This window comes from uncultured Cyclobacterium sp. (genome assembly GCF_963976465.1).
Lineage (GTDB): Bacteria > Bacteroidota > Bacteroidia > Cytophagales > Cyclobacteriaceae > Cyclobacterium.
The window spans coordinates 1-13,432 of record NZ_CAXBOC010000089.1 but is presented as its reverse complement, the minus strand read 5'-3'; the positions used below and the strand labels follow the sequence as shown (position 1 = coordinate 13,432).

9 protein-coding genes are annotated in these 13,432 nt (G+C 37.4%); 1 reads left to right on the top strand and 8 read right to left on the bottom strand.

Annotated elements, in window-relative coordinates; all coding sequences use genetic code 11:
* Positions 1-36: 36 nt before the first annotated feature.
* From AAC037_RS07180 to AAC037_RS07165, 4 genes are all read right to left on the bottom strand, one after another.
* Positions 37-1,506, bottom strand: a complete 1,470-nt coding sequence (locus tag AAC037_RS07180) for a potassium/proton antiporter (RefSeq protein ID WP_339902339.1) — start codon at positions 1,504-1,506, stop codon at positions 37-39.
* Positions 1,507-1,958: 452 nt separating this feature from the next.
* Complete coding sequence (locus AAC037_RS07175) at positions 1,959-3,071, bottom strand: Gfo/Idh/MocA family oxidoreductase (RefSeq protein ID WP_339902338.1); 1,113 nt, start codon at positions 3,069-3,071, stop codon at positions 1,959-1,961.
* Positions 3,072-3,115: 44 nt separating this feature from the next.
* Positions 3,116-3,973 (bottom strand): sugar phosphate isomerase/epimerase family protein, encoded by an 858-nt coding sequence (locus AAC037_RS07170; protein ID WP_339902337.1) that lies wholly within the window; start codon positions 3,971-3,973, stop codon positions 3,116-3,118.
* Positions 3,974-3,994: 21 nt separating this feature from the next.
* A complete protein-coding gene (locus tag AAC037_RS07165; protein ID WP_339902336.1) occupies positions 3,995-7,492 on the bottom strand; it encodes a PVC-type heme-binding CxxCH protein in 3,498 nt (1,165 codons plus the stop codon).
* A 152-nt stretch (positions 7,493-7,644) separates the two neighbouring features.
* Between AAC037_RS07165 and AAC037_RS07160 the strand changes: the two genes are divergently transcribed.
* Complete coding sequence (locus tag AAC037_RS07160) at positions 7,645-8,520, top strand: AraC family transcriptional regulator (RefSeq protein WP_339902335.1); 876 nt, start codon at positions 7,645-7,647, stop codon at positions 8,518-8,520.
* Between the two features lie 113 nt (positions 8,521-8,633).
* Here the strand turns inward: AAC037_RS07160 and AAC037_RS07155 are convergent, their stop codons facing one another.
* The 4 genes from AAC037_RS07155 to AAC037_RS07140 form a co-directional block, all read right to left on the bottom strand.
* A complete protein-coding gene (locus AAC037_RS07155; protein WP_339902334.1) occupies positions 8,634-9,035 on the bottom strand; it encodes a heme-binding protein in 402 nt (133 codons plus the stop codon).
* 235 nt (positions 9,036-9,270) lie between these two features.
* Complete coding sequence (locus tag AAC037_RS07150; RefSeq protein WP_339902333.1) at positions 9,271-10,245, bottom strand: NAD(P)-dependent alcohol dehydrogenase; 975 nt, start codon at positions 10,243-10,245, stop codon at positions 9,271-9,273.
* 617 nt (positions 10,246-10,862) lie between these two features.
* The gene (locus AAC037_RS07145; protein WP_339902332.1) at positions 10,863-11,816 is read right to left on the bottom strand and encodes a DUF4625 domain-containing protein; all 954 of its coding nucleotides are present in this window, start codon (positions 11,814-11,816) and stop codon (positions 10,863-10,865) included.
* A gap of 93 nt (positions 11,817-11,909) precedes the next feature.
* A partial coding sequence (locus AAC037_RS07140) for a TonB-dependent receptor (protein ID WP_339902331.1) occupies positions 11,910-13,432 on the bottom strand: 1,523 nt, incomplete at its 5' end.

Sequence of the window (13,432 nt, the reverse complement as noted above, 5' to 3'; positions counted from 1 at the left end):
GATTAGCTGGCCAATGGTCAATCGTATTTTAGCCTTTTATTCTACCTTAATCGTCAGGCAAGCGTATACTTCTTTAATGTTTTCAATTTTATCTGTAAGAACAACTAATTTGTCGTTAACTTCCAAAATGGTAGAACCATTAGGCATCAAATAGTTGTCACCCCTTTCTATCATGGCGATGATGGCGTTTTTTGGGAAATTTAAATCTACAATTTGTTTCCCTATAGCTCCTGTGTTTTTTTTGATTTTTATCTCTCTCAAAATGGTCTTTGGATGTTCTTCCATAAACTTATCTGTAAGTTTAGGTTTTTTTGTACTTTCCGGGAGACCCACTTTAAGCCATTTTGCTACTAGAGAAATAGTGGTTCCCTGAATTAAAACTGAGCTAAGTGCTACAAAAAAGACGATGTTAAAAATAATATTAGCTTTTTCAATTCCTGCAAGTAGCGGATAAGTAGCGAATACTATGGGTACAGCTCCCCGTAAGCCCACCCAGGAAATATAAAATCTCCGGCGAAGTTTCATTTTAAATGGAATTAATGAAATAAAAACCGCTAGGGGACGAGCTATAAAGATTAAGAATAATGAAATTACTAGCCCAATGCCAATGAATGGTATTATTTGTGTCGGGAAAACCAGCAAGCCCAATGTTAAAAACAAAACAATTTGCATTAACCAAGCCAAACCATCAAACATACTCAGTATGGTGTTTTTATGTATAATGTTTTGATTACCCAGATAAACCGAACAAATGTAAATGGCTAAAAATCCATTGCCGTATAGGCTGTTGGTAGCTGAAAAAGTAATGAACATTAAGGCAATGGTCAATACTGGATAAAGCCCTTCAAAATCCAGTTTTATTTTATTAATAATCCACTTGCTAAGCTTACCAAAAAGAAACCCGGAAACACCTCCTATGAGCATTTGTAAAACAAAAAGTGGCAGGATAGAAGTAATACCCTTATCTGGTTCTTGAACCAAAGACAAAAATGCGATGGTCAATACATAGGCCATGGGGTCATTACTTCCACTTTCCAATTCCAAGGTTGGTCTTAAATTCTTTTTTAAGGCTAGGTTTTTACCCCTTAATATGGAAAATACTGCTGCAGCATCAGTGGAAGAAACAATTGCACCTAAAAGCAAGCTTTCGAATAAAGTGAAATCAGTGATCCAAAAAACGAAATACCCCAAGCCCAAAGCCGTTAAAAAGACCCCTAGGGTAGATAGGACAATGCCTTCCTTCAAAACAGGTTTGACCGAAGGCCATTTGGTATCTAACCCACCTGAAAAAAGGATGAAATTGAGCGACACAATCCCTATGAATTGGGCAACTTGCGGATTATCAAAATAGATGCCGCCAATTCCATCGGAACCGGCCAACATTCCTATGGTTAAGAAAAGCAATAAGGTTGGAATCCCAAAACGGTAACTTGGCTTACCTAAGATAATGCTAATAATTAATAGCACAGAACCTATCAATATAATATTCTCAATCGTTATGTTCATTCAGTTTTGTTTAATCTTTACATAGGTGAAAAAACTCCTTAACCTGACAAAGAAAGCTATTGATAGGATCTGTTAAACAAAACTATAGAAATAATAATGATTATTTTAATACTTTAAAAAATAGTTCATCCTTAAATGCAATTATTTTCTATCTAACTGAAGGTATTTAATTGGGATTAAAAGCAAAAGAATAAGTTTCTGAGTAGTATAATAGAAAGGTTTGTTGAAACACGAAAATTGCAATGATTTTATTTTATTTAGTGATGAAACCAATTGAAAATCAGTATAATACTTGCTATTATTGGCATTGCCATAGCGAGGATATTACTCAATTTACTAAAAGGATGTAATTCTTTTGATACACCACTCGCTACGCTCCAATTGCAAAATAGGGGTTAAAAAAAGAGCTCGAATCTTTCCAAATTCGAGCTTTTATTTAATGTTTGATCAATTTATTTACTTAACGTAAATGAAGGCAATTTGATTTTTTCGCCACCTTTCATGGCCGACTCATGTGCCAATATGCCCACGCAAGTGATGTTGGCAGATTGTTTGGCATTTGGATATGGAGCCCTCTTTTCTTGCAAGGCAGCGATAAATTCATGCACCAGGTGGGGATGAGATCCACCATGTCCTGCTCCTTGAATGAAAGAGAGGTGTTGATTGTCCTCTTCATCGTAGACACCAGAAGTTGTAAACGGGGCTATTTCTTCAGGAAGTAAATGCGCAAAATCAGGAATTTTAACTTTTTCAGGGATTTCTCCTGTATGAACTACACTGTCTTCATGTTCAATTAAAGTCCATTCAAATGACTTTTCAGATCCATAAGCATCAAAGCTCTCTCTGTATTGTCGGGCCGTATTAAAAAGAGAACGGGTAACTTCTGCAGATAGGTCACTGTCTTTTAATTTGATATGGCAACTCTCAATTGCAAATGGAGAGCCATACTTTTCAATCAGGTTTTCATCAATTCTTCCGGATCCAAAACAAGAAACATATTCTGCTTCGGCCTTTGGTAAGGCCAATACCGGCCCCACACAATGCGTGGCATAATGCATGGGAGGAAGGCCTTCCCAATAGCCGGGCCAACCGGCCATTTCTTGTTGATGGCTAGCACGTAAAAATTGCAATTTTCCCATGGCGCCACTTTCATACATCTCCTTCACAAAAAGAAATTCCCTGCTGTAAATGACAGTCTCCATCATCATATAGGTAAGCCCTGTACGCTCGGTTTCTTCCACGATTTGGCGGCATTCCTCCACTGTCGTGGCCATTGGGACCGTACAGGCTACATGTTTTCCGGCCCGCAATGCTTTTAGTGATTGTTCAGCATGTGCCTGAATGGGTGTGTTGATATGCACCGCATCAATATCAGGATCTTTTAGCAATTCATCATAATCGGTATATCTCTTTTCTATGCCAAAGGCATCACCAATCTCATCCAATTTCTTTTTATTTCTTTGGCAAATGGCGTATATATTGGCCTCAGGGTGTTTTTGATAAATAGGAATAAATTCAGCTCCAAACCCCAGTCCTATGATCGCAATATTTAGTTTTTTACTCATTTCCACAAATTTTTGGGTTTATACTTATGATTGTTTTTAGTTTTTTAATTAGCCCAATCCTTTAAAAATTTATAGCCTTCAGAAGCAAATTTGTCCTGACTTTCTGCCAAGGCACGCCATATGCAAACCGCTCCTGCCAATTCTTTTATTTCCGGTGTAAAACTTTCTATAGATATTGTTCCATTATAATTGATTTTTTCGAGTCCTGACCTAAAGTCTTCCCACCTGGTTTGTCCGGTACCTGGAGTTCCTCGATGACTTTCTGAAACTTGAACATGGATAAGTTTATCCCCAGCTTGTAAGATAGCGGCCTCAATGCTCGGTTCTTCAATGTTCATATGAAATCCATCCAATAACACTCCGGCAGCGGGATGATTGATGTCAGCTATCAATTGCATCAAATCACCAGTAGTATTGATCAGATCCGTTTCAAACCTATTCAATGGTTCCAATGCTATTTTTTGACCAGATTTCTCAGCCATCCGGCAAACCTTCTGCAAATTAGTTACGGCTCTTTGCCATTCTATTTTCTTTTGATCAGGAGATACCAAGCGAGCTTTACCTACTGCTGAATACATTGGGCCTGCTACAAATTGAGCTCCTAGAGCAGCACTGATATCAAAACAAGCTTGAATATAATCAAAACTTGTCTGGTGAAATGATGGATCATCATGGGTTAGGTCCCGACTTGTACCGAAAGCAGCACATATTACCGGAGATAAGGCATTGTCCTTTAATGCTTTATCTACTATTTTTGTATCAATTAAAGAAGGGTCTTCTACTGGTATTTCTACTGCGTCAAAGCCCATTTTCTTAATTTTAGGGAATAACGATACCGTATCGGTACTAAAAGGGGAGGTCCATAGCCATGTACTTACTCCTAGTTTTACGTTTAAAGGCATTACTTATTTTTTTTTTTATGCTTATTCTACGATCATAATTCCATTCATAATTCTCCAGTGCCCAGGGACAGTGCATAGAAAAGGATATTCTCCAGGTTCGCTGGGTGCAGTAAATATTAAGGTTTCATTGCCTTCAGGATTTACTAGTGGAGTTGACGCTATTACTTCTGGAATTTTTGGTACAAAATTCATGTTGACGCCATTCGGATCTCTTGCCAATTCATCTGCTGCCTTACCTATGACCTCCAAACTTCCAGCTTTACCTATCAATAGGTTGTGTTGCATAAAATCATTGTTCATAAAATCTATGGTTACTTGCTGTCCGGCCTTAACATTAAAACTGGCTTTATCAAATTTCATCTCATGAGCAATGACCCCCATTTTGATGGTAATTGCACCTGCATTATTGATTTGAGATTTACTCTCATTGATTTCATCAGGGTTCCGTTGATTGTCCTGCTGAGGTGTCTTTAGCTTGAGAAAAGAAGAGCCCCTGTTAATTCTTCCAGTAAAAAAGCTTTTATCCTTGTAATTTTCTACCTGAGCGTTGGCTAGATTGTCATGCCCAATTCTAACAGATTCTTCTTCAAAGTTGGCCGAATATAAGCCGGGTGCTTTGCCCTCAGCAATTAACTTATTATCAATGCTTATTGCCATGTTACCACCTCTCTCAAGTGATGCATTGATTACAAACTGTTGGTCTGGTAGTTTGCCTCTGGAAACAACTCGATAGCTTTCACCAGCTTGATTGATCAACCAATTGATTTTATTATCAACGATATACAAACTATAACCATTCTTATTGTTTCCTTGTGTTACTATAATTCCTTCCAAAGGTTTATCAGATTGGCTGATAGTAGCCTGAATGTTGATTTCTTTGCCTGCTATTTGGGGAGGGTAGGAAATTCCTGTTCTTCTATCCAAATTGTATTGTTCTTCTATCAGACTTTTGGTAATCCTCTCCTTCAAAGTCCAAAGTGAATCAGGTTTATTTCCTTGCATTGGCTTGGAGCCAGTGCCTTGAAAAGCGGAGGGATGAGAAATTGCTGCAGCGAATAGGGCTTGTGGAAGATACTTGTCTGAATCATTTTCTTCTTCAAGACTTGCTGTTAGAAGTAATGCAGAAACATCAGGTGTGCTTGGCAAATCTGCAAGTGCAAGCAATGCCTCTTTTCTAGTGTTGAGGTCTTTGTCCTGAACCAAATTGGCATCCAGAATGGCATTTATTGTTTCTTCATTTTTTGGTAAAACTTGTAGGGCATTTTTTCTAACACCCGCAGCAGGATGCTTTAAGGCTTGCCTTACTGCATTCATTACTTTTTCATCTTTTCCATCCAATGCACCAATTCCATGCAGCGCCCATAAGGCATGTACAGCCGGAGAGTTAAGACCAATTTCATCTACACTATTATTAGCTATGAGTAAGAGTAGGTCTTCAATTAATGAAGTTTTTTTGTTTTCTACAATTAGCTTTTGAGCCGTCATTCGCCAAAACATATTGTCGCTTTTCAAACCTCTAATAAGATCTGAATTTTTGGTAGGATCAATCTCCATGGTATTGTAATCTCCTCCTTTATAAACCAAGCGGTAAATTCTCCCATGCTTGGAATCCCTTAGAGGATTGATATAAGCATTTCCTTCTCCGTTATCAAAGCCTTTGGGAGTGGGGTTGTGTTGGATTATGAAATTGTACCAATCAGCTACCCAGAGGGCACCATCAGGCCCAACTTCTGCATGTACGGGTGAAAACCACTCATCAGAACTAGCCAAAATATTAAATCCATTGGTCTCTTTATAACCTGAGCCTTCTGGTTCAATAACGGCTTTATGTAAAACCCTACCTGTAGGTTCGGCTACAAAGGCCACTTTGTTCCAATAACTTTTTGGAAAACTTCTTGCGGTGTAAAAGTTATGTCCGGCAGCAGCCGTATAACCTCCATGCCAATCTACCTGGCGCAAATAGGGTGTAAGGTGAGGCATCTCAAAGTGACTGTCTATTCCTTGTACCGCTTTATCCGAACCTCCGGTAATCGGACGTTTTAAATAATTATTTGGCATAGAAAGGTAAGCGCTGTGCTGCCCATTTGCCGTAGAAATAAAAGTGTTAAATTCTTCCGTGAAACCCAAGCCCCATGTATTATTACTGGTATTGCCAAGAAAAGTCAATTGGGATCCATCTGGAGAAAACCGATAAATTCCTTGGCTAAAGGATAGGGTTTTGCCTTCTGATTCTCCCTTAAATCCGGAATAGCCTAAAACCCCCCAGATTTTATTGTCAAAACCATATTTTAAATTTGAAGGACCCGCATGGGTGTCACTTTTTCCCCAGCCGGTAATGATTGTTTCTCTGATATCTGCCTTGTCATCACCGTCAGTATCCTTAAGAAATACAAAATCCGGAGCCATGGCTACAAGGAGCCCTCCATTGATAAAAACCATGCTTGTTGGGATGTTGAGGCCTTCGGCGAAAACCGTAATTTTATCTGCCTTTCCATCACCATTTGTATCTTCTAAAATTTTGATTTTATCATTGCCTCCTTCTTTCCTTACTTCATTGGGGTAGTCCGCTGTTTCAATGGCATATAGTCGTCCCTTATCGTCCCAAGCAATGGCCATTGGGTTAATTATATCAGGTTCTGAAGCGAAAAGTTGTAATTCAAAGCCTACAGGCACCTGAACCAATTTCATCGATTCTTCTGGAGAAAGAGGCAATTGAAACCGAGGTGCAGGATCTCTTTTTTCATAGTTTGGAATCTTTGCATCTTCAAATTCTGGTTGCGGTATATCAAATTCAGCTACTTGTTGGGCAACTTGATCTCCGACGGCCCATAAAATCCCATTGGCAACCAATTCCTGAAATTCAGGTTGATTCCATGTTCTTTCATCATGACCGTAAGCAGTGTAGAAAACGCGGCCTTTTCCTTGCTCCCTAACCCAGGTATACGGTTCCTTTTTACCATCCTCAACCCTTTCCATCAAAATGGTCATGTCTTCATTTAATTGGCTGTGGACATAGGTTTCATCCCAAGTGGTGAAAGAGGAAATTCCTTCCATTACCGGATGTGTAGGAACGGTGATTTTGCTGCTGAATTCACCTGATCCGTGAGAAGAAAATTGTCCTCCCACAGTTTTTATATACCAATCAGAATTTTGGAAGCAAAATGAGCCACTGTGAATAGGAATTAGCCCTTTTCCTTCCTCTACAAAGTTTCTTAGGGCCTCTTCTTGCTCCGGTGAAATGACCTCGTGATTGCTATAAATGATTAGTCCGTCATAAAGTCTTAATTTTTCTTCATTAAGGTCTTTAAGATCAGAGGTGTAAGTAAGGTTGATTCCTTCCTGAAATAAATGCCTAGCTAAAATTGGCATTAATTTTTCAGCGTCATGATGAGTGTTGTCATGGCCAAGGAATAATATTTCCGCTCTTCTTGGACCGTCAGACAATTCAATCTCATTGTTTCGTGTGCCACATGACATGCATAATAGCATGACAAAGGCAATTATCCCCAGGTTTTTCATTGTAGCTTTTTTGGGTATTGTTTTTTAATCATTTGAAAATACTAATTTGAATGATTTAAAATCATCATTCTTACTGTTTTTTGTCTAATTATGACTGTTTTATATCATTTTTATCTATTTTTAAGGAATTATTCAGCATTATTTAATTAGTATTGAAAAAAGCTTTTCAAAAATCCCGTATTCCTGAGCACAACGCCTATATAATAAAGGAGTTGGTGGCACCGAATTTTGATAAAAACTGGCATTTTCATCCGGAGTACCAATTGTTTTTAGTGTTGGAAGGGCATGGTACCAGGTTTGTTGGGGACGACATGCGACCTTTTCAAGCCAATGATCTTGTACTTACCGGCCCTAATTTGCCTCATTTATGGAGAAATGATCAAGTATACTTTGAAAAGGATAGTGATTTGATGACACGTGGAATTGTTGTTTATTTCCCCGAAGATTTTTTAGGTGAAAAGATGATGGAAAAGGAAGAGTTTGATGAGTTTAAAGCTTTAATGAAAAGGGCTTCATTAGGACTTCAAATTATTGGAAAGACCAATCAGAAAATCAAAGACAAACTTATTCGGTTGGTGCATAAAAAAGGAATGGACAGGATCATTGGTCTCCTCGAAATTTTACTTATTATTGCCAAATCTAAGGAAGTTAAAACAATTGTTCAAGCAGGTTATTTTAATGCCAATAAAGAATCGGAAAAGGATAGAATGAGCAAGGTGCATGAGTTTGTTATGGATCATTTTCAACAGGACATCAAGCAAGAAGAATTGGCAGCGTTAATCAATATGACCAGTAGCTCTTTTTCCAGGTATTTTAAATCCAGAATGAACAAGTCTTTTTCAGATTTCCTTTCAGAAGTCAGGATAAGTCATGCTTGTAAATTGTTGCACACAGAAAATCTAAATATTAGTGAAATAAGTTATGAAAGTGGGTTCAATACTCTGTCAAACTTTAATCGACAATTTAAAGAAAAGATGGGGGTAACACCGAAAATTTATAAAAGAGACTTTCAACCAAGGTTTGAATAAAAACCAATTCCAAATGTTGTGGATAATAAAAAAGGGGAGGGTTTACTATTGAATGTATCAATTGTAAAAAGTTGGCTGGTCAAATTCTTTAAGTTTGCCAGCCAACAATAGTTTTATTTTAGTGAAATTGCTCCAGCTTCGGCAACTGAATGATCGTTTTCTACGGTACTGCCACTAACCCCTATGGCTCCGATAATTTCTCCGGAACTATTTTTTAGGGGAATACCTCCAGGGAAAGTTATTAAGCCATTGTTAGAATGTTCTATATTGTATAAGGATCCTCCGGGCTGCGATAGCTCTCCTATAGCCCCGTTATTCATATCAAAATATCGAGCCGTTTTTGCTTTTTTTATTGAAATGTCCAAAGATCCTAACCATGCACCATCCATTCGGGCAAAGGCAAGTAGGTTGGCTCCAGCATCTACAACTGCAATATTCATCTTGGTATCTAGTGCATGAGCTTTACTTTTGGCAGCTGCTATGATTTCTTCAGCTTGTGTGAGTGAAATAGCCATTATTTTAGGGTTTAAATGTATTTATAATATTTAATAGTTGTATTTTTATCCAAATATAATGATTATTTATAAATAAAAATATAATAGTATTTAAAGTTCAATAGACTCGTTGACTTCACCATTTATCTATTTCAATGTGTTCTAATGAATGAAATTTTTTTCCTGCCTAATTTCCATAGGGCTTAGAAAAGAGAAAAAGAAATACTTATTGTTTAAATTGTAATAGGAGTTGGTTTTAGTTTCCTACAGATAAGATTATTTTTCCTAAATGGTTGCCATTTCCAAATTCTTGGAGTTTTTCAGGACCAAATGACAGTGGGTAGGGACCATCGATCACAGGTTTTACCTGTTTCTTTTCATACATATTGGCAATTTCTTTTAGTTCCTGATTGGGTTTTAAGGTTAAAATTTCGAACCTTTTATTAGAGAAAAGAGACAAAGTCTTTCCAATCACAAGGGTGGAAATTAAATAATTGATTTTTCCACCGATGCTAACGTAAACCCCATTGGTTTTGAGGGATCTTGAGTAAGAAAAAGGTGATTTATCTGTCTTACAATCTAGAATTAAATCGTATTGAATACCATTTTTCGTAAAATTTTCTTGCTTGTAGTTGATAAGATAATCATATCCTAAATTGAATAAAGCCTTGAATTTATCTTGACGATCAACTCCTGTCACTTCGCAATGGTAAACTTTTGCCAATTGCAAGGCTATGGTACCTACACCTCCACCTGCCCCATTGATAAGGACCTTCATTCCATCCTTTATGCCTCCGACACGTTTCAGCCCTTGTAATGCTAATAACGCAGCATGAGGTAAAGCTGCAGCGTCTTCAAAAGACATGGCTCTTGGCTTAGGAACCAGCGCTTTGGCAGGTAAGGAAATGTATTCTGCAAATGTTCCAAACCCAAAAGCAGAAGTATCTCCGTAAACCTCATCTCCAATATTGAATTCAGTTATATCAGATCCTACTTCCTCCACAGTTCCGGATAATTCCATTCCTAAGCTTTTAGATTTCGGCTTACTCAATCCAAACATCAACCTGTATATTAATGGCTTTCCCCTAACCAAACTCCAGTCATAATCATTTATGGCTGTAGAATGGACTTTTACCAATAGCTCATTTTTTTGATAGGTTGGTTTTTTTTGTTCAGTTAGTTCTAAGACGTTTTTAGGTAAACCGTATTTCTCTAGAGTCAGTGCTTTCATTTGTAATCAGATAGGATAGATCCAAAAAATAAAAGTACAATAATGAATGGAAAATCAAAGAAAGAAATAAAGGTATAGGTAGAAAATCCATTAGGTAGCAATAGGATTCGCAGTAGATTGTTTACAAACTATTTCGTTTTTACGCGGGATACTTCGGTTTAATTATGTGCGCTATTGCATTCAAATGTTAACTCAATAGGTGTTTTTATTATTTATTTATGCTGTGAAGGGATTTTTGCATTGTTTTTGTTTGGGTATTCGAAACAATTATGTTTAACTATTGTTGAGTATATATTAAACACAAATAAAATGAAACTCTCCTTTAAGTATATCGCAATTATTTTATTTTTCTGTATTTTGAGCTTTAATGAATCCCTTTTTAATACCGGGTCAAGAAGTGATGAAAAAATAGAAAAGATAGAAAACCTATTCGTACAAGCCCAGACGCTACTTGTTGATCAAGTAAAATTTGATTTAAAATAAGTTTTTGGTATTGCTTAAAATAATTCCAAGTTTTTTTAATCTAAATAAATTTCGTTTATTCTTATATTTATTTTTATAAACAAAAAAGCATATTGTTACCAATATGCTTTCCTGATAAGGTCTTAATATTTCAATTAATCCATATGTACCTCATATGTTTTTTCAATTGTATTTCCGTTGACATCTTCCGCTCTAATCGTCAGGTCCAAATGATCTCCACTTTCAGGAAGAATAATCTTATTTTCGCCGGCTAGAAGGGTTGATAGGTCTATATATTGGTTATCAGGCAAATCGGCTCCGGTACCTTCTGATATCCACTGTGAATTTCCCCACATTTTATCGTAAACGTATTCATCATTACTTACCCTATGATTATCTTCATCGTGATCATGGTCCTCGTCGTCTTCTTCTCCTAGTTTGATCCAGATAAAAGCCAAATCACCACTAAATTCATGAACAGGTTTGCTAATTTCCCCGGTTACTGTAAGGGTTTCACCTGAAGTGCCTATTAATTCCCCATCATTGAGATTATTTACTGCAATTGTAGGGGCGTAATCAGTCCTAATATGGATAGTAGTCAAATAACTTGATCCATCTGCAAAAGTAGTTTGGTTTCCATGAATATCCGTTGCTGTAATGGAAAAGTCGTACATACCAGCCAAAACAGGTCCGCTTAATCTTGAATTGGCTCCCTCCCAATAAATATCTGTTGCTGTGCTATTTACATCTACCTTGGTTGAGTTTTCAGGAAATTGAAAATCAGGATCACTTGCATCTACTGCATATATATCATCAATTACTAGGGTTTCAAAATCGGTTAGTATTCGTGCATGGCTATGCCCATCAAAGTTCGCATGCACATTGACCTTGATCTGTCCAACTCCAGAGGGATCCTCAACAGAAAAACTAACAGCTATATGGTCCATTGTCTCTGTAAAAACTTCCCCATGATCCGGACTGATTTCATCTGCCGAGGCAGCATGGTCTATGGTTGGGGCTTCTAAGTCTTGTGGGTTCTCAGCAGTATTCTCACACGAGATAATGCCAATAGCGATAAAGCTTGCTATTAGAATGTTGGTTGATTTCATCTTTTAATTTTTTAAATACAATATTATTGTAATTGCATACATGTTGCAATTGTATGCATTAAATAACAGATAAGCAAGGACAGGGGTTCAATGCTACTGATTTTTTATTTGGATGGGGATTTTAAGGTTAATATTAATATTTCTTCCTTGTTCCGGTAAGTTTAAGAGCCTATACCGACTTAGATGGTTGAAGTAATATTTGTTCAATAAATTTTGTCCACTTATTCGGAGCTTAAGCAGTTGCTTGGCAAGTTTGATTTCTATGCCTAAGCCTGCTTCCAAGAGTCCATATCCCTTGGTTTCTCTTTCATTTCTGTCTACCCTGTTTTGAGAGGCTACTTGTCGGTACTCAACATAAAAATTATTGTTTAATAACCAGAAGTTTTCTAAGGGTAGATTCCATTCAAGCCCGGTTAAAATACTAGCCGGTGGAGTTAAGGGAAGAGGTAAACTGGAGTCCAAGTTTTGATTATAGACGTATTCTGCTGCAATGGTAGCTTGCAAAGCTGGGAATAATGACCAGTGGAATTTAATTTCTCCACCTGCAAAAATTGCATTGTTTTGCCTGTATTCCCAAAGAGTACCGGCTCCCGGTAGGGTGGAAAATTCGGCAGTAGGTGAAAGGTAAATATAGTTGTTATAATAGGCCAAATAAGGGCTGATCCCTATCAATAAATTTTCTTTAGAAAAGGTGTAGTTTAAGTCACCCTGGAAGCTCCGTTCACTTTCCAGCAAGCTATTTCCCAATTCATGTCTAAAATTTCCATGGTGAATGCCATTGGTAGCCAATTCTATGGGGGTTGGAACCCGGTAACTACTGCCTAGATTAAATTTAAGATTACTATTTTTGCTGAAGATCCAAGAAAAACCTGTGGAACCACTTAAATTAGAATAGTTGCGATCAATTTCCGGATTTCTAAGGGTTTCTTCTCCAGTTGCTTCTCCCGAATTGTTATAGATAGGTTGGGAATGCGCATCAATTTGATGTTGGGCAATATCAAGTCTTAGTCCTGCATTTAGAATAAAATTTTCTCTTAAGCGGTATTCGTGAAAGTAAAATATTCCTGCAGATTTTGATAGAAATTTTGGCAAAAGAAATTCAAACCCACCAAAATCATTGTTCATCAGACTGGATTGAAGGCCAATAATCACCTGTTGTTTTTCATTAACATGGCGATTATACCGAAAGTTTGCGGTGTAAGTATCCAGGTAAAGAGCTAAAGCTAGGTTTCCATACTCAGTGGAGTTAATACCATGTGCATGAGGTAAAGAATTTTCTTGTCGGACATTTCGTTGATAAGCCAGGTCAATTTCTAACCAATTTCTATTCAATTGAATAGTGGTATTAGATATTACTTTGAGGTGGGAGTTGTCTTGATTAGGTAATTCAATATTGCTATAATCTCCATTGTGTCTTAAATTATAGCTGCTGGGGATGCCAACAGCACCGGTAAATAAACCTGCCTGCTGACCAAACCTGCTGAGGGTGAGGGTAGATTTTCCCCAGTTTTTCCTTAGCCCTGTCATGAAAGAAAAGTGCCGCTCTTTTCCCGCCGTATTTTTTAATCGATTTTCATAAACTGGCAATACAAAACCTGCATAGGTAAATTCATCAG

What these genes read in the sequence shown, in the direction of transcription:
- AAC037_RS07180 (WP_339902339.1), bottom strand. Translation starts at nt 1,506, where the DNA reads ATGAACATAACGATTGAGAATATTATATTGATAGGTTCTGTGCTATTA.
- AAC037_RS07175 (WP_339902338.1), bottom strand. Translation starts at nt 3,071, where the DNA reads ATGAGTAAAAAACTAAATATTGCGATCATAGGACTGGGGTTTGGAGCT.
- AAC037_RS07170 (WP_339902337.1), bottom strand. Translation starts at nt 3,973, where the DNA reads ATGCCTTTAAACGTAAAACTAGGAGTAAGTACATGGCTATGGACCTCC.
- AAC037_RS07165 (WP_339902336.1), bottom strand. Translation starts at nt 7,492, where the DNA reads ATGAAAAACCTGGGGATAATTGCCTTTGTCATGCTATTATGCATGTCA.
- AAC037_RS07155 (WP_339902334.1), bottom strand. Translation starts at nt 9,035, where the DNA reads ATGGCTATTTCACTCACACAAGCTGAAGAAATCATAGCAGCTGCCAAA.
- AAC037_RS07150 (WP_339902333.1), bottom strand. Translation starts at nt 10,245, where the DNA reads ATGAAAGCACTGACTCTAGAGAAATACGGTTTACCTAAAAACGTCTTA.
- AAC037_RS07145 (WP_339902332.1), bottom strand. Translation starts at nt 11,816, where the DNA reads ATGAAATCAACCAACATTCTAATAGCAAGCTTTATCGCTATTGGCATT.